A 19,043-nucleotide genomic window follows, 5' to 3' on the forward strand; every position below is an offset into this window, starting at 1 on the left:
AAACGATGTTAATAACGATTTTACTTTCTGGACAAGTAAACAATTTGAAGATAAAATCAAATCCTTATATCAAAATGCCTTAATAGAAAAAGACATGCTCTTGCATGAACCAAAAGAAAAATGGAGTAAACTCATTGAATCACCACAGCAGTCCTATCTGCCAACGCTATACGATATTGCAGTTTATGATTATATCGATCTCCTTCAACAAAATCAGCCCTACCAGATCTCTTCAGCTAGAAATCAAAAAGATAGTAATACCAAAATTGTCGATAGCTTATACCACGATCTTATAAAAATCCATGAGGCAAAAATATAGATGCCTATTTATTTAATCAATACCAATTATTGCGTAGCAAAAATAATCCAGATTCTTCCAGATTACAAATTCTTGAAAATTGGATCGCAAAATATAAGCAGTCCCCACTCAAAGAAATTATGATTGTAGATTATATCAACATCTACAAAAACAAGGCAAATATTGTCGCGGTAAATCAACAAGAACAAATAAATATCTTACTAAGAAAAATAGAAACGTATTTACCGCTTGCGGACAGTGCTCATACAAAAACCTATCTATCAACAGTCCGTCAAAATATATTAAAACCAGAAATTCTTCTTGAATCGAAGGAATTTAATACCGCGAATAAAGAGGCATTAATGAAAGTGACACACCGAAATGTCAGTAAGATATTCTATAAAATAATACGTCCAAGAAATATCTTAGATCGTTTTCAATCCGAAATTAACAACGCTAATGATAGTACATTATGGAACATAATCCACACTTTCACCAAAAATAACAACGTTGTAAAGGAAGGCTTTTTGATCTTAAAGATTTTAAAGATCAAGTAAGTCACGAGACAACTTTGCTAATCCCTGCACTTGATGCAGGTTCTTATACCATCGTATATGCTTCCTCTCCATTTGAAAACGAATACAATGAAAAAAACTGCTATGGCTATCTAAAATTAAATTTTAGCAAATACGCAATGTTGCAAGATGATCAAGTTGTACTGATCGTAAACCGGGAAACAGGTGCACAACAATCCAATGCCTCATTGAAATTTTACAACTTACGTCAAGATAAGTTTGAACTACAATCAACTGAAGCGACAAATAAGAATGGTGTTTTTAACAATAAAAATCAAAATAGAAATCTTTTTTTAAGGATTAATGATGAACCTGTATTCATCCCCTTCAATTCATACTATTATCCTCAAGTTGATCATAAAGAAGACGCACATTACGATGCAAAAATATTTACGGATAGATCGATCTATAGACCGGGCCAGATTGTCTATTTCAAAGCAATCGTATATAAGAATTACGAAAAGATTAAATACGCAACTATGGCTGATAAACGCATCGTTGTGGGATTATACGATACAAATAATCAACGTGTTGATGAAAAAACATTGGTCACCAATGATTTTGGATCAATAGCAGGATCATTTATCTTAAATACAGGTAATGTAACAGGTCAGTATTATATACAGATTACTGGTGATGGCATAAACCAAAATTACAGCTTCAGTGTAGAAGAATATAAACGTCCAAAATTTGAAGTTACTTTTGACGAATTTAAAGATAAGAAATCATTAGGTGACTCCATTTCTATAACAGGAAAAGCTATATCTTTTAGCGGTGTTCCTATAGCTAATGCCACGGTGGCATATTCGGTCAACAAAGTTGAAAATAGAATAAGACCTTTCGATGTATATGATAGAATTATCGATCGCACATTTAGCGAGACAATCAAAATAGATACCATACGAACTGATAACGAGGGAAATTTTATCATTAGTTTCAAAAGTGAAATACCACAAGATTTTAACAGCAAGTGGCGAGTTACCCAATCATTCAACATCGATGCCTCAGTAATGGATGCTACTGGTGAAACCAATGAAAGTACCACCCGTTTAACTATCGGAAATATTCCCTTTACTTTACAGATAGATGCACCAGAACAAATTGATGCAAATGATCTGGATTCGATTACAATAAGTGCACAAAACCTATCTGGACAAAAAGTACCTGCAAAAGGTAAATTTATACTAAAAAAACGAATAGAAAATAAACGTCTTATTGTCTCCCCGTCATTCTATATTGCACATGACTTTAGTTATTACAATAGCATTCCTAAGGATGAATTTTTACAGAAGTTCCCCTATGAACCTTACGGAATTGAATATAAAAAAGAAGAGGATTTTACGGTGGCTTACGAGGCAGATTTTGATCTTTCCCAATCAAATAAAATAAAACTTCCAAACAGCAGTAGTTTTGCAGGAAAATATAAATTGGAAGCAATTTCAATTGTTGCGGAAGATACTATTCGTAGTGAGCGGATGATTGAAATCAACAATTCACGGCTACAATCAGATGAAAAATCACCTTTGACCGTTACTGCTGACAAAGCTAATTATCAACTAGCTGACAAGGCTAAAATAAGTCTGGAAACGGATTTTGATTCTCTTCATCTCAACATGACTTCTTCCGAAGATGAAAAAATAGATTTTAAAGTCGTTTCAAAAATGAAAACAACAATTCAAGTTGAAATTCCTAAAACCATCAAGAATAGTTTGGTATTGAATTTCACTGGTGTTAAAAATGGACAGCTTTTCACTAAAACTTTGGTATTGCCAATACAACAATATAGCCCATCGCTAACAATAGAAACAAAAACTTTCAGAAATAAACTGTATCCTGGACAAAAAGAAACTTGGGAATTGGTCATTAAAGGAAAAAAAGGGGAGCAGATAGCATCAGAGCTTTTGGTGAATATGTATGACGCATCTTTAGACAAACTTAAAAATGTGACCAGCAATGATTTTTCATTTCCTCTAAATCCTTATTCATATCCTTCTTATAGAGCCTGGTATTATACCAATAATCTCAGCAGAAGTACTTTCATCCAAATTTTAGCGAATTGAATTTTAACACGGCACTAAATTACGATCGATTTAAGAATTTTGGATTCAATATCAATAATTATGATTTTGGCCGTACCAGAAGAATGTCCCCTACTGGATCACTTAGAATCCGAGGTGCAGTAGCAAAACAGGCGGCTGGAGCAGCCCAAGAAGATCTTATGCTCGCAGATGCAGCATCTCCTGTAATGGAAGAGGTAGTCGTAGTCTCCAGTCAAGCAGAAATCGACAAAAATAAAGGCGAGAATCCAATTCAGATTCGGAAAAATCTACAGGAAACAGCTTTCTTCTTACCTCAACTACGAACAGATAAAGATGGTCATGCGGTGTTCAGCTTTGATTCTCCAGAAAGTTTAACCCGCTGGAAGTTTATGGCAATCGCGCATAGTAAAGAATTAGCTATAGGTACCTACACTAATTTTGTTGAAACACAAAAAGATCTGATGATTGTACCCAATATGCCACGTTTCTTTAGAGAAGCAGATCAAATAACAATCAAAGCAAAGGTCAATAACTTGTCTGCAAATGATTTAAAAACCTCTGTTTCGCTAGAAATGTTTGATGCAATTACCATGGCGCCCCTAGCTCTTAACATTCCAATAAAACAAATTACGGTAATTGCTAAAGGCAGTGAAAATACGAGCTGGGAAATTACGATCCCTAAAAATATTGAAGCAATCACATACCGTATCGTGGCAAAAGGAGGTAACTTCTCTGACGGTGAAGAATCCACTATTCCTGTTCTAAAAAACAGTATGTTAGTCACAGAAACTTTACCTATTGCTGTAAGAGAAGGTCAGTCGAAATCTTTTGAAATGAAAAGTTTACAACAGGGCTCGTCTACTTCCGAACCATACCGCTATACAGTAGAATTAACAAGCAATCCGATCTATCATGCCTTATTTGCGCTACCCTATGTCAATGAGTATCCATATGAATCATCAGAATCAATTTTCAGTAAATTCTATCTAAATTCATTTTCTGCACATCTGGTCAATCAGCACCCAAAAATAAAGCCTGTATTTGAACAATGGAAAGGTAAACAGCAACTTCAATCAAATTTACGTATCAATGAGGAATTGAAAACAATTATGATACAGGAAACACCTTGGTTAAAAGATGCAATTAATGAGGAAGAAACAATGAAGAACATTGCACATCTATTTGATCAGAATACGCTTAAAAATACATTAAAAACAGACGTCGCGAAACTTGCTGCTTTGCAATCATCCGGTGGAGGGTTTTCATGGTATCCTGGAGGTAATGAGAATTTCCAGGTCTCCACCTATATACTTGAGGGCATCAATAAATTAAATGCGAAAGGCATCATTGCTGAATTTGATTTGACAAATATGGTTAAACCGATCATCACGAAAGGCTTCGCATTTTTAGACAATGAGATTTTACATAATTGGTCCCGTTTTCAGCAAGACAATAAGATGAAACCTAATATTGATCAAGGAATCGAATATCTCTTCGTAAGAAGCAGTTATTCGCCTGAAGATAAAAATACGCAACTGGAACCAGCTATTGCATATTTTCTAAAAGAGATAGATAAAAATAAACTAACATATAGTATTAGCACCCAAGCCAAAGTAGCCCTTATTTTAAATCGCTACAACTTAAAGGAAGCTGCTGCACTAGTCATCAAACAATTACAACAAAAATCTATTGAATCTGTTGAAAAAGGTATGTACTGGAATCAAAATCAACCTGGCTGGTCTTGGTACGAAGCACCAATTGAGACACAAGCCCAACTGATAAGAGCATTTGACGAAGTAAGTCAAGATAAAAAAGCAATTGAAAATATGAAGATCTGGTTGATCAAAAATAAACAAGTACGACACTGGAATTCAACTAAAGCGACCGTCGCTGCTGTTGATGCCTTGATCAACTATGGCGAAAACTGGCTAGATGCTCCAGAAGGTCTTACCATAAAAGTCGCTGGTAAACCATTAGATGAAACACAAATATCGAAACAAATCGGTTCTGGTTACAGGAAAGAAAGTTGGATGAAAAAAGAAATTAAACCTGCATTAGGGAAAGTTGAGATCTCAAAAGCAAGTCCTGGCATAGCATTAGGAGGTTTGTATTACCAGTATTTTGAACAATTAGATCAGATACGGTCCGCCTCATCAACCATTAGCTTACAAAAAGAGCTTTATCTCAAGAAAATTGAACAGTTGAAAGAAGTACTAGTCCCTATAACAGCAACAACACCTATTCAACTTGGAGATATTGTGAAAGTACGGATTTTGATAAAAAGTGATAGAAATCTATCATTCGTACACCTCAAAGATATGCGAGCATCTGGGTTTGAGCCAACAAATGTAACATCAACCTATAAATACAAACAAGGTTTTGGTTATTATGAAAGCACCAAAGACGCTGCAACGAATTTTTTTATCGATTATTTACCACAAGGAAGCTACGTATTTGAATATGAGTTAAGAGCAAATAATGCGGGTATATTTTCAAATGGAATAACAACTATTCAAAATCTATATGCGCCAGAAATGTCATCACATTCGACAGGTATTCAGATCAAAATAACGGATAACTAGATCACTTAATAGTATTAAAGAGGTGTTACTACATATATATTTAACAATAATTTAATACTATTAAAATACTACATTAATTAAGTAAATTTACATTTGAGGCTAATCGCATAAATAAGAAGTATTAAAAAAAATATGGCACGAAAATTCATTCCTAGAGATGTCAGCTGGTTAAGTTTTAATAGCAGAGTTCTACAGGAAGCGGCTGATGAAACAGTACCTCTTCCTTCTAAAATAAAATTCTTAGGCATATTTTCTAATAACCTAGACGAATTTTTTAGAGTACGCATACCGGGGCTAAAACGCGCAATAGATATTAAAGACAAAGAGGCTAATACATCCTTTTTTGAAGACCCGCAAATTATACTGGATGAAGTCAATACGATTGTTATAAAACAGCAAAAAAAGTTTGATAATTTTTGGGCGCTTATACAAAAAGAGATGGCGCAACAGCATGTATATATCAAAGATGCAAGTCAGCTCAACCTTAAACAAGAAGAATTTGTTCGCAATTTCTATTCAGAAGATGTCGAGTCTAACGTCATTCCATTATTGCTCGATGATAGTCGCCCTATGCCCTATCTTCGCGATAAAAGTCTTTACTTAGGAATTTCCATGCGCAAACAGGAATGGGAATATGAAACAAAATTTGCCATAATCGAAATTCCAACTACGCTAAATGGTCGTTTTGTAATCTTACCCGCCTCAGCGAAGGAAAAACATATTATTTTACTAGAAGACATCATTAAATTCAATCTTCCTTATATCTTTTCTTATTTTGGATTCGACGAATTTCATGCGCATGTCTTCAAAATAACTAAAGATGCAGAATTTGATATTGATAATGATATCAATACCACATTAGCAGAGAAAATATCAAAAGGGATAAAAAACAGAAGAAAAGGTAAAACAACACGCTTTATCTTTGATAAAGAAATGGACCCTAGGCTAGTCGAATTTTTAATCAAAAAATTACAATTAACGAAAAAAGATAATATCATACCCGGGCAGAAAATCCATAATTTCAAACATTTTATGGACTTCCCTAATGTATTTAAGCAACCAAACCTGCCTATTACAAACCCAGCATTTACACATCCTCAACTGAACAAAACACAAAGGATTACCGATATCATTATCAAAAAAGATATCTTGCTATCATTTCCTTATCACACTTTCCGTCCAGTAATCGATCTGCTCCGCGAAGCGGCAATGGATCCAGATGTTAAGACTATTCAAATCACAGCATATCGCCTCGCATCAAATAGTAAAATCGTCAATGCGTTGATTAATGCGGCACGAAATGGAAAAGATGTAACAGTAATGCTTGAACTACAGGCTCGATTTGATGAAGAGAATAATCTATTTTGGAAAGAGAAACTTGAACTTGAGGGTATTCGGGTTTTAACTGGTGTTCCTAATAAAAAGGTACATGCAAAACTCTGCATCATTAAAAAAAGAGTTGGTGCCAAAACCATTCAATATGGTTTTGTAAGTACAGGGAACATCAATGAAAAAACAGCAAAACTATATGGAGATTACTGTTTATTGACCAGCAATAGAAGTGTCATGGCAGATATAAACAAGTCTTTCATTTCCTAAAAAGCCAAAAAGCAATCCAGCTGAAGTCATTAAAAACTGCAATAGCCTACTCATCTGCCCTACAGATATGCGTAATGGAATTATTCATTATATCGATAAAGAAATTGAGGAGGTTAAAGCTGGAAGAAAAGCGCGTATCATCTTAAAGGTGAACTCGCTCAGTGATCGGATACTGATTAAGAAATTATATGATGCCGCCGAAGCGGGTGTACAGCTTGATCTCATTGTAAGAGGTATCTATTGCGCCACGAATCAAACAAAATTTAAAAAAGCAATCAATGCTATCAGCATCGTTGACGAATTTTTGGAACATGCCCGTGTGATGTATTTTTATGCTGCTGGAAAAGAAGTGACCTATATCTCTTCAGCAGATTGGATGACGAGAAACTTGGATCACCGTATAGAGGCTGCTGTAAAAATTAACAGTAAGAAAATAAGGGATGAAATCAAAGATATGTTGCAGATCCAGCTACGCGATAATGTAAAAGCCCGTATTTTGAACAATGAACTCAATAACCGGTACGTTGAAAATGACAAGGAGTCTTGTCGCTCACAAATTGAAATCTATAATTATCTCAGGAAAAAAACAGACGAGGTATAAAAAAAAGGTCAGCGATTGAATCGCTGACCTTTTTTTATTAACCTCTACTATTGTAGTTAGGAGCTTCTTTTGTAATCGAAATATTATGTGGATGAGATTCACGTAATCCAGCACCTGTAATACGTACAAATTGTGCTTCTTGTAGCTTTTCAATTGTAGCAGCTCCACAATAGCCCATTGATGCCTTCAATCCGCCCATGTATTGATATACAACCTCAGCTAACGTCCCTTTATATGGAACGCGACCAACAATACCCTCAGGAACTAATTTCTTAATATCATCTTCAACGTCTTGGAAGTAACGATCTTTAGATCCTTTTTCCATCGCTTCGATAGATCCCATTCCGCGGTATGATTTAAATTTACGTCCTTCGTAAATGATCGTTTCTCCCGGAGCTTCTTCAACACCTGCAAATAATGATCCGGCCATAATGGTATAAGCACCAGCTGCAATTGCTTTTGCGATATCACCTGTTTGTTTTATACCACCATCAGCGATCAATGGAACACCAGTGCCTTTTAATGCCTTTGCTACTTCATAGATGGCGTACAACTGAGGCACTCCAACACCAGCAATAATACGTGTTGTACAGATTGAACCTGGTCCGATACCTACTTTTACAGCGTCAGCACCGGCTTCTGCTAATGCTTTTGCAGCTGCACCTGTAGCGATATTACCAACAATAACCTGTAAGTCAGGGAATGTTGCTTTCACCAATTTCAATTTATCAATTACACCTTTTGAATGACCGTGCGCAGTATCAATAGTAATCACATCAACACCAGCTTTTACTAAAGCTTCTACACGATCTAAAGTATCTGGAGTGACACCAACTGCACCACCAACCAATAAACGACCGTGCGTATCTTTAGCTGCATTTGGATAATGTTTGTATTTTTGAATATCTTTAAAAGTAATAAGACCTTTTAATATACCTTCATTATCAACAACTGGAAGTTTTTCAATCTTATGATCTTGTAAAATTTCTTCTGCTCGTACTAAATCTGTCCCTTCTGGTGCAGTAACAAGATTGTCTTTCGTCATTAACGAAGAGATCGGTTGACTCATGACTTTTTGGAAACGTAAATCACGGTTCGTTACAATACCAACTAACTTGCCTTTTTCATCTATTACAGGAATGCCGCCAATCTTATGATCTTTCATAATTTTAAAAGCATCTCCTACTGTTGCAGTTTGCAATAAAGTTACAGGATCTTGAATCATACCGCTTTCTGAACGCTTTACTTTACGTACTTCAGCAGCCTGCTCTGCAATCGTCATGTTCTTATGCAACATACCAATACCGCCGGCTTGTGCGATAGCAATAGCTAAATCAGCACCCGTCACCGTGTCCATAGCCGCAGATACTAATGGAATATTTAATTTGATTTTTTTTGTCAGAAAAGTACTTGTATCGACATCACGTGGTAAAACTTCAGAATAAGCTGGAATTAATAATACGTCGTCGTAGGTAAGTCCTTCTGCTACGAATTTTTGTGGATCTAATTGCATGGCAAATATGTATTGGGTTCTCTATTTGCCAGGCAAAATTAAGTATTTTCAGCGAAATATAAAAATTAATTTCACTAATTACATTTAAATGATTATCCTAACATGCAGTTAACAGCTCATTCTCATTAGCTTAATCATGCAACCTTATCAAACAGCCAACATTCCGGCATCGTGCGTAACAACTTTTGGCAGGTTATTTGCATAAGATGTCTAAATTGAATTTATATAAAACACATATTATGAAAAAAGTATTACTATCGGTAGCAGCTGTTGCCATATTAGCTCTAGGAGCACAGGAGGCAAAAGCACAATCACCACAACGCGCTGCAATTGGTGTTGTATTTGACGGTACAGCTGGTGATTTATGGGGTGTTCAGTACAAACAGTCTATGGGAGGTGCAAACAACGGACAGGCACAAATTATGTTCGATGACAATGTGGTTGCTGTAGGAGCAGATTACCAATATGCAAGACCATTTTCTGGTGCTAAAGGATTAGGATGGTATGCAGGTGTTGGTGCACAGTTATCTTTTGTTGACGCAGGTGACAATATTACTCTTGTAGCACTTCGTCCTCAATTAGGTCTAGAATTTAAAATTCCGGCTGCACCTATCGGTTTTCACGCAGATTGGAAACCAGATTGGAGATTAAACCACAATAGTGACTTTGATGCATCTACTTTTTCTTTCGGTATCAAATACACGTTGAGATAAATAAAACAGTACATTTTATAGAAAAAGCCTCCCAAACGGGAGGCTTTTTCTATTAGATTGCATAGCAATATCGTATTCATTGCAATTTAATCGCTTTTTATCATAAGCTTAATCAAATAAAGCTTTTCATTTTACAAAATTTTTATACCTTTGGCATTCTTGGAGAATTGTAATTTTCATACAAGAATGAGTTATCAATTATATCATATAATATCAAACTAATACACTAAAAACAGACGATGCAAGGTAAAGGGCTGATTAAATTTTTGGTGATAGCGGTATCTATAGCATGTCTATACGCCCTATCATTCACTTTTGTAACCCGCAAAGTTGAGCGTGATGCTGAGAATTATGCACAAGGAGATATGGCACGTGAAAAATCGTACCTAGACTCTATCGCTGGCGAGGTTGTTTACAATTTAGGTTTTGCAAAATACACCTATAGAGAAGCTAAAGCACAAGAACTTGCTTTAGGACTTGATCTAAAAGGGGGTATGAACGTTACGATGGAAATCTCAATCGATGAGTTGATTCGTAACTTAGCAGATAATCCTAAAGATGAGAAATTCAATGCTGCACTTACAGCTGCTATTTCGAAAAGTAAAACAAGTCAAAAATCTCTAGTTAATTTATTCATTGAAGAATATAAAGCTGCAGGTAGTACGACTCCACTTTCAACTTATTTCGCGACTAAAGATAATGCATCTTTAATCAAAGCGGGGGACTCTGATGCACAATTGGAATCTTTTTTACAAAAAGAAGCTGATAATGCTATCCAAAACTCATACAAAGTACTTCGTACACGTATTGATAAATTTGGAGTTGCTTCTCCTAACATCCAGATTCAACAAGGTACAAATCGTATTTTGATCGAACTTCCAGGTGTTAACGATGAACAACGCGTCCGTAAATTATTACAAGGATCAGCTAAATTAGAGTTTTACGAAACTCATGCTAATCAAGAAGTGTATCCTTTATTGGAAAACATCAATAAAACTTTGTCTGCAACTTTAAAAGTTGCTTCGACAGATGATAAAGCAACAACAGATTCGACTAAAAAGTCTGATGACTTATTAGCGAACCTTGGTGCTAATAAAAACACAAAAGATAGCGCTGCTGCTAAATTGTCGCAAGAAAATCCATTATTTGATGTTTTGAGACCTGCTGTTTACATGGGTGAGAATCAACAGATGGCCTTAATGCCTGGCGCAATGGTAGGTAGTGCAGAACTTAAAGATACTGCCAAAGTAAATGCTTTTTTAAACAGACCTGAGGTTAAATCTATTATCCCTGGAAATCTAAAATTGTTATGGTCAGTAAAACCAGAAGCTAAAACACCAAATATCCTTTCTTTATATGCAATCAGACCTGCAGGGGTTGATAATGGCCCAGTATTAACTGGTGATGTTATTACCAATGCGCGTGATGAGTTTAATGAGAGAAATGAACCCGTTGTTTCCATGCAGATGAACAGCGACGGTGCTCGTGAGTGGAAAAAAATTACAGCTAAAGCAGCACAAGGTCACCAATCGATCGCTATCGTTCTTGACAATGTAGTCTATTCTGCACCTGGCGTTAATGAAGAAATCGCTGGTGGTAATTCATCTATCTCTGGTTCTTTCACAGTGGAAGATACAAAGGATTTAGCGAACGTACTAAAAGCTGGTCGCTTACCAACTACCGCTAAAATCGTTGAAGAAGCGATCGTAGGTCCTACTTTAGGACAATCGGCTATTGATTCTGGTGTGAATTCAGCAGTTATCGGTATTGTGCTTGTTCTTGTATTCATGATTGCATACTATAACACTGCAGGTTTAGTAGCAAACATTGCTGTTCTAATAAACGTATTCTTTATCATGGGGGTATTGGCATCGCTGAATGCAGTATTAACACTCCCAGGTATCGCGGGTATCGTATTAACGATGGGTACTGCGGTGGATGCCAACGTCCTAATTTACGAACGTATACGTGAAGAATTAGCCGGTGGAAAATCAATCCGTCAAGCGGTTGCAGATGGTTACAAACACGCATTACCTTCGATCTTAGATTCACAGATTACAACATTCTTAGTTGGGTTGGTATTATTCTTCTTCGGAACAGGTCCAATTTTAGGATTTGCTACTACATTAATGGTGGGTATTATCACTTCATTATTCACAGGTATATTCCTTACTCGCATTATTTTTGAGTGGATGTTAGAACGTGATATGAAAATTAAAGTTTCTTTCCCTTGGTCTGCGAAAACATTGCAAAATGCAAATTTCCAATTCATCAAGAAAAGAAAAGGCCTTTACATCGTTTCTATTGTAATTGTTATCGCTTGTTTTGCATCAATCTTTATTAAAGGCTTTAGCAAGGTGTAGATTTTCAAGGTGGACGTACTTATACCATCCGCTATGATAAACCAGTTGATTTGGAAGCTGTGCGTCAAAACTTAGATGATGCTTTCCAGAAAACAACTGAAGTTAAAGTCTTTGGTGCTGCAAATCAAGTACGTGTAACAACAACTTACCATGTAGAAGAGACTTCTGATGAAGCAGATAAAGAAGTCTTAACTAAATTGAATGACGGATTATCGAAGGTAGATGCAAGCAACAAATATGAGATTCTTTCTTCTCAGAAAGTTGGTCCTAGTATCGCGACAGATATGAAAGCAAGATCAATTTATGCAACTATCTTTGCGTTATTAATCATTGCGGTTTATATCCTAGTGCGTTTCCGTAAATGGCAATATTCAGCAGGTGCGGCAATCGCAACTGTACATGATGCCATCATTGTATTAGGTTTGTTCTCTATTTTAGATGGTATTGTTCCATTCTCATTAGATATTGATCAGCATTTTATTGCCGCTATTCTAACGGTATTAGGTTATTCAGTGAATGATACTGTAGTGGTATTTGACCGTATCCGTGAAGATGTAAACAAACCAAATGCTTTAAATAAAGATTTTGGTGAAACGATCAACCACGCCATAAATACGACATTAAGTAGAACGGTTATTACATCATTGACGATTGTATTCGTATTAGCAGTATTATTTATTTTCGGTGGTGAAGTTATCAGAGGTTTCTCTTTCGCGATCTTAATTGGTATTATTGTAGGTACTTATTCATCTATATTCTTAGCTGCACTAGCAGTATATGATTTAAGTAAAGGAAAACACTTCGAAGAAGCTCCTAAAAAGGCAGAACCGGTAACTCCTTAGTAAAAAATCAAAACGTTTAAAAAAGGCTTTCAGATAAAACTGAAAGCCTTTTTTATTTTACAATAAATCAACCAAATACTTGTTGCACTAAGTATTAAATGATTATATTTGTTGTACTAAATATTAGCAATACAAATATTTTAAATGCAAGACGAAAAATTCAATCGATACTCTTTCATATTAGAAAGAACAGCAAAAAAAGTAAAACAATTTGCACAAAATTCTTTTACAGATAATGATTTTGATATCACCGTAGATCAGTGGACCATCATGAAGACACTTTATGAGAATGATAATCTATTGCAAAAAGAACTTGCTGAAAAATGTTGCAAAGATCAACCTACCCTCACCCGAATTGTTGATCTGTTAATAAAAAAAGGATTAACAGAACGAGTGATCCATCCCTCTGACAGGCGAAGTATCCACTTGCACCTAACAGAGGAAGGTCGAAAGAAAGTAGAAAACTACTCTCCATCGTTTCCAGCATTCGCATGAAAGCTTGGGAAAATCTCACAGACGAGGACTTTAGTTCCTTCACACGTATTCTAGACAAAATTTATAATAACTTAAGTAATTAACATTTGATATGATAACAACAGACATATGTATTATAGGAGCCGGACCAGTGGGTCTATTTGCTGTATTTGAAGCAGGTTTGTTAAAGATGAGATGTCACCTCATTGATGTTTTACCTCAAGTTGGAGGTCAGTTGTCTGAAATATATCCGCATAAGCCGATATATGATATACCGGGCTACCCGACTATCCGTGCTCAAGAGTTGATTGACAATCAGATGAAACAGATCGAACCATTCAATCCCACTTTTACACTCGGCGAGCGTGTTGAAGGCTTAGAAAGGCAGGAAGATGGTTCATATGTGGTCGTTAGTTCAGAAGGAACACGTATACACTGCCAAGTTGTTGTTATAGCAGGGGGTTTAGGATGCTTTGAGCCCCGAAAACCTGAACTTGCTAATTTAGTTAAGTATGAAAGAAAAGGTGTTGATTACATGGTCAGAAATCCAGAAACGTATCGTGACAAGAAGATCATCATCGCGGGTGGTGGCGACTCTGCTCTAGACTGGACGATTTACTTAGCCGATATTGCAAAGGAAGTTACTTTAATTCATAGAAGTGACTCTTTCAGAGGAGCACCAGATTCTGCAGAAAAGGTCTATCATCTTGCTCAAAAAGGAGCTATCAATCTTTTGTTATCTCACAACCTGGCAGATGTGCATGGCTCAGATAGCTTATCGCACGTCATTGCAGTCAATAAACAAAAAGAAGAAGTCAAAATGGAGGCGGACTATTTTATACCGCTATTTGGTCTAACTCCCAAACTAGGACCTATTGCGGACTGGGGTCTAAATATTGACAAGAGTGCTATCGTAGTTAACACTGTTGATTATTCGACAAATGTAGAACGTATTTACGCTATCGGAGATATCAATACCTATCCAGGTAAATTAAAGTTAATTTTATGTGGATATCATGAAGCGGCATTAATGGCTCAAAGTGCTTTTAAATATGTGTATCCAGATCAAAAACTAAGCTTCAAATATACAACTGTTAATGGCATCAATACTTTTTAAATTATGGACAATATTATTGAAATAGAAATTGAAGATCGGGATGGAACTGTTCAAACAATCGAAGTCCCTACGGATGTCAACTTATCCCTAATGGAATTGCTAAAAGCATGCGATTATGAGGTCTTAGCTACCTGTGGAGGCATGGCACTTTGTGCAACTTGTCATGTTGAAATCAAATCTGGAGGTGAAAACTTGTCCGAACCTCAAGACCAAGAGCTCGATATGCTCGATACTTTACCCGATGCTAATGATGATAGCCGACTAGCATGCCAGCTGCGGTTAACAAATGAAAATAACGACCTAAGTATTAAAATAAGAGGAGCATTACAGTAATAAATTATCAAAGTGTACTTTCTACACACTTTTTTCATTTTTTGAGACAAGCCGTATTAATAAACCATGCAATTAATACCGTTTACAAAACACTGATTAACAAGGAGTAATAAAACAAGAGATATATTAAAAGAGTGAGTTATCAATAAATATGACAATAAAAAGCAAGTATATATAAAGATATTTTAGTTTTTTGAGTGAAAAATTAAGATATTTGCAGAAGGATTACAATTTTCCGAATATTTTATATAAATTTCAAATAATATGCTAAGCAATCGTTCAGATAGAAAATTCCCAAAAGTGGTCATTATTGGTGCTGGATTTGGTGGAATTGAAGTTGCTAAAAAGTTAAAAAATAAGGAAGTAGAAGTACTATTATTAGACAGAAATAATTTTCATACCTTCCAACCTTTAATGTATCAGGTAGCTACAGGTACATTATCTGCAGATTCGATCTCTTTCCCTATCCGTAAGATGTTCAAATCTCAGGAGAATTTTAGTTTCAGAATTGCAGAAGTTAATCATATTGACTCGTCCAACAAGACTGTTCAAACGAATATCGGTGATTTTGAATATGATTACTTAGTGGTTGCTACTGGAGCAACAACAAATTTCTTTGGAAATCAGCAAATTGCAAAATATGCGTTACCAATGAAAAGTATTCAAGAAGCTTTAAACATTCGGAGCTATGTGCTACAAAATCTTGAAAAAGCTGTACAAATTGCAAATCCGGAAGATCGCAAATCATTTTTAAACTTTGTAATTGTAGGCGGTGGCCCAACTGGTGTTGAGCTTTCTGGAGCAATTGCTGAGATCAGAAATAATATTCTGGAAAAAGATTATCCAGAATTACGCAAGGAAGAAATGAATGTTTACTTAGTCGAAGGACAAAGTAAAGTATTAGCAAACTTGTCAGAAAAATCTTCTGAAGACTCTGAAAAATATTTAAAAGCATTAGGTGTTAAAATATTACTAAATGTTTCTGTAACGGGCTTTGATGGTACTGCAATCTCTTTTGGTGATGGTAGTGCAATCGAAACAAAAACAGTTATCTGGGGCGCAGGTGTTGCAGGACAATTTCCTGAAGGTTTCAAAAAAGAAAATATTCAACGCGGTAACCGCATTCAAACAGATGATCAATGTCGTGTGTTAGATATGGAAAATGTATACGCAATTGGTGACGTTTCAGCATTTATCACAGATGATTTACCACGTGGATTACCTGGTGTGGCACCTGTAGCACAACAACAAGGTAAATATGTTGCCAAGCACATTAGCAATGTGATGGATAACCGTTCAAATGAAAAATTCTCTTACTTTGATAAGGGCTCAATGGCGACAATTGGCCGTGCGAAAGCTGTAGTCGATATGGGTAAAATCCATTTTAATGGATTCTTTGGCTGGATTGTTTGGATGTTTGTTCACTTAATGTCTATTTTTGGTTTTAGAAACAAAGTAATTACCTTTATCAACTGGACAGTGAAATTTTTCACAAAGAACTCGGGTGTTCGATTAATTTTCTATAAATTCAATCAACCGGCGCCAGAGGTAAAACAACAAGATCAAGTATTAGAAAATAACTAAAATGGATAATAAGACAATTGCTAAAAAATTCAAGTTATGTAGCCAACTGATGGAATTACATAATGAAAACCCATTCAGAACAAAAGCAATTGCCAGTGCATCCTTTAAGTTAGATAAAATACCTTTTCTGCTGGAAACAGCTTCTTTAGAAGAAATAAGCAGTCAGCCGGTATCGGGAAAAGCACTGCAGAGAAGGTGAAAAAATTAGCCGAAACTGGCTCATTCGATGAGCTAGACGCGATGTTAAGCATTACTCCAGAAGGAATTTGGAAATGCTTAACATAAAAGGCTTAGGTCCAAAAAAGATACAAATTATCTGGACTGAGCTCCAGATTGAAAGTGTTGGTGAGTTATTGTATGCGTGCAACGAAAACAGGCTCATTGAGGCAAAAGGTTTTGGCCTAAAAACACAAGAGGATATTAAAAAATCCATCGAATTCTCCATATCCAATCAAGGTTGGTTTTTATATGCAAGGGTATTATCCAATGCAAACAACTTACTAGCTTCATTACAAAAGAACTTATCTCCTACCCTGATTTCATTTACTGGAGATTTTAGAAGAAAATGCGAAGTACTTAGCGCTGTTGATATCTTATTGGATACGGATAAACAAACTACTTTAGCTTATCTAAATGCCAATTATGCTGACAGTCTAAAGGAAGAACTTGAATACATTTCATTTCGAGATGAATTAGGATTTTCCTTTCATATATATCTATCAGCAACAGCAGAATTTTACCAAAACTTAATATTAACCACCGGTTCTAAAAACCACTTAGAATTACTCGATCTAACTTTGGTTACAGCTTTAGGTTCTGAAGAAGAAATCTATGCTAAACAAGGCTTAGACTATATTGAACCTGAACTTCGAGAAGGGCTGGATGAAGTATTTTTGGCGAAAAATCATCAATTACCCAAATTGATCAATTTTGATGATCTTAAAGGAACTTTACATAATCACTCGACTTATAGTGACGGTGTGCATACCTTAGCTGAAATGGCAAGATATACAAAGGAAGAATTAGGACTAAGTTATTTCGGAATTTGTGATCACTCCAAAACTGCTGTATATGCCAATGGCCTCCCTATTGAGCGGGTGCAAAAACAGTGGGAAGAAATCGATCAGCTTAATCAACAACTTGCTCCCTTTAAAATATTCAAAGGTATTGAGTCTGATATTTTATCCGATGGTTCGTTAGATTATCCAGATGAAATTCTTGCAGGTTTTGATTTTGTAGTTGCATCCGTTCATTCTAATTTAAAAATGGATGAAGAGAAAGCAACTGCTAGACTGTTAAAAGCAATAGAAAATCCATACACGACGATATTAGGACATCCAACAGGCCGCCTCTTATTAAGTAGATCCGGTTATCCACTGGATTATAAAAAAATAATTGATACTTGTGCGGCTAACAACGTTGTGATTGAAATTAATGCCAACCCGTTAAGGCTTGATTTAGATTGGAGATGGCATCGTTATGCCTTAGAAAAGGGCGTGCTTTTATCAATTAATCCAGATGCTCACCGCACGGAAGGCTTACTTGATATGCATTACGGGATATTTGTCGCAAGAAAAGGAGGATTAAGTGCTAAAAATTGCCTTAATAGCTTTTCACTAACAGAAATTGAAAGCTTTTTTAATAAAAAAAGCTAATAGATCAATTTCTTAGCAAAGATCCCATTTTTTAAATAGGCAAATTATCTTATATTTAACACTTATATTAAAATTATAAGCGTTGAAAAATCTATCCTATTTAATTCTATTTCTTTTATTATCTCCCTTCCTTGTAAATGGGCAATTATTATCAGACAAAAATGAATTTTCCCGCAAAGATTCTTTAAGAGGTCAACTGACTCCCTTAAGAACCTGTTACGATGTCACCTATTATCACTTAGATGTTGATATTAATATTCCAAAACGTAGCATTGCAGGAAGCAATCTCATTAAATTTAAAACTATTCAAGATTTCAATCGCATCCAGATTGATCTTTTTGATAATATGGCAATTGATAAAATTCTTTACAGGGGTAAACAGCTAAAGTATACAAGAGAATTAATGCGGTTTTATAGATTTCCAACACAGATTAAAGCAAACACACTGGATTCTATTTTAGTGTATTTTTCAGGTACACCACATCAAGCCAACAGAGCTCCCTGGGATGGCGGATTTGATTGGAAAAAAGACAGCAATAACAAACCTTGGGTAGCGAGTGCAAATCAGGGTATTGGAGCAAGCTTATGGTGGCCCAATAAAGATCATCAGTCAGACGAACCCGATAGCGTCTTAATCTCTGTAACAGTGCCTAAAGAACTTATGAATGTTTCTAATGGTCGTCTCCGTAATGTAGAAAACATTGGTAAGAAGAAAACTAAATTCAACTGGTTTGTTTCCAATCCCATTAACAATT

General features: G+C 35.7%; 14 protein-coding genes and 1 pseudogene. 14 read left to right on the forward strand and 1 reads right to left on the reverse strand.

Features of this window, described 5'->3' with window-relative positions:
* The first annotated feature begins 94 nt into the window (after positions 1-94).
* The 6 genes from L950_RS01995 (at position 95) to L950_RS29220 (ending at position 7,694) form a co-directional block, all read left to right on the forward strand.
* Positions 95-319, forward strand: coding sequence for a hypothetical protein (locus tag L950_RS01995; protein ID WP_021191184.1), 225 nt, complete (start codon positions 95-97; stop codon positions 317-319).
* A 29-nt stretch (positions 320-348) separates the two neighbouring features.
* Positions 349-855, forward strand: a complete 507-nt coding sequence (locus L950_RS02000) for a hypothetical protein (protein ID WP_021191185.1) — start codon at positions 349-351, stop codon at positions 853-855.
* A 14-nt stretch (positions 856-869) separates the two neighbouring features.
* Positions 870-2,933 carry an MG2 domain-containing protein gene (locus tag L950_RS02005; RefSeq protein WP_031289028.1) on the forward strand — a complete coding sequence of 688 codons (2,064 nt, stop codon included), beginning with the start codon at positions 870-872 and terminating at the stop codon, positions 2,931-2,933.
* Positions 2,930-5,494, forward strand: a complete 2,565-nt coding sequence (locus L950_RS02010; protein WP_031289030.1) for an alpha-2-macroglobulin family protein — start codon at positions 2,930-2,932, stop codon at positions 5,492-5,494. Before L950_RS02005 ends, L950_RS02010 begins: the two co-directional genes overlap by 4 nt.
* Positions 5,495-5,626: 132 nt before the next feature.
* Positions 5,627-7,093 (forward strand): RNA degradosome polyphosphate kinase, encoded by a 1,467-nt coding sequence (locus tag L950_RS02015; RefSeq protein ID WP_197086172.1) that lies wholly within the window; start codon positions 5,627-5,629, stop codon positions 7,091-7,093.
* Between the two features lie 52 nt (positions 7,094-7,145).
* On the forward strand, positions 7,146-7,694 hold the full coding sequence (locus L950_RS29220; protein ID WP_262506948.1) for a phospholipase D-like domain-containing protein: 549 nt from the start codon (positions 7,146-7,148) through the stop codon (positions 7,692-7,694).
* Positions 7,695-7,731: 37 nt separating this feature from the next.
* On the opposite strand, the gene guaB is transcribed toward L950_RS29220, so the two are convergent.
* Positions 7,732-9,207, reverse strand: coding sequence for an IMP dehydrogenase (gene guaB, locus L950_RS02020; RefSeq protein WP_021191186.1), 1,476 nt, complete (start codon positions 9,205-9,207; stop codon positions 7,732-7,734).
* 239 nt (positions 9,208-9,446) lie between these two features.
* Between guaB and L950_RS02025 the strand changes: the two genes are divergently transcribed.
* The 8 genes and pseudogenes from L950_RS02025 (at position 9,447) to L950_RS02055 (ending at position 18,288) form a co-directional block, all read left to right on the forward strand.
* Complete coding sequence (locus L950_RS02025) at positions 9,447-9,920, forward strand: hypothetical protein (protein ID WP_031289033.1); 474 nt, start codon at positions 9,447-9,449, stop codon at positions 9,918-9,920.
* Positions 9,921-10,159: 239 nt separating this feature from the next.
* Entirely contained in the window at positions 10,160-12,283 is a 2,124-nt protein-coding gene (gene secD, locus L950_RS02030) for a protein translocase subunit SecD (protein ID WP_316930501.1), read from the forward strand.
* A gap of 50 nt (positions 12,284-12,333) precedes the next feature.
* Positions 12,334-13,125, forward strand: coding sequence for a protein translocase subunit SecF (secF, locus tag L950_RS36170; RefSeq protein ID WP_316930502.1), 792 nt, complete (start codon positions 12,334-12,336; stop codon positions 13,123-13,125).
* 144 nt (positions 13,126-13,269) lie between these two features.
* Complete coding sequence (locus tag L950_RS02035; protein ID WP_021191188.1) at positions 13,270-13,620, forward strand: MarR family winged helix-turn-helix transcriptional regulator; 351 nt, start codon at positions 13,270-13,272, stop codon at positions 13,618-13,620.
* A 91-nt stretch (positions 13,621-13,711) separates the two neighbouring features.
* Positions 13,712-14,716, forward strand: coding sequence for an NAD(P)/FAD-dependent oxidoreductase (locus tag L950_RS02040; RefSeq protein WP_021191189.1), 1,005 nt, complete (start codon positions 13,712-13,714; stop codon positions 14,714-14,716).
* A 3-nt stretch (positions 14,717-14,719) separates the two neighbouring features.
* Positions 14,720-15,049, forward strand: coding sequence for a 2Fe-2S iron-sulfur cluster-binding protein (locus tag L950_RS02045; protein ID WP_021191190.1), 330 nt, complete (start codon positions 14,720-14,722; stop codon positions 15,047-15,049).
* 264 nt (positions 15,050-15,313) lie between these two features.
* Positions 15,314-16,633 (forward strand): NAD(P)/FAD-dependent oxidoreductase, encoded by a 1,320-nt coding sequence (locus L950_RS02050; RefSeq protein ID WP_021191191.1) that lies wholly within the window; start codon positions 15,314-15,316, stop codon positions 16,631-16,633.
* 1 nt (position 16,634) lies between these two features.
* Positions 16,635-18,288 (forward strand): annotated as a pseudogene (locus tag L950_RS02055) (helix-hairpin-helix domain-containing protein).
* The last annotated feature ends 755 nt before the right edge of the window (positions 18,289-19,043 follow it).

This window comes from Sphingobacterium sp. IITKGP-BTPF85 (genome assembly GCF_001006065.1).
Lineage (GTDB): Bacteria > Bacteroidota > Bacteroidia > Sphingobacteriales > Sphingobacteriaceae > Sphingobacterium > Sphingobacterium anhuiense.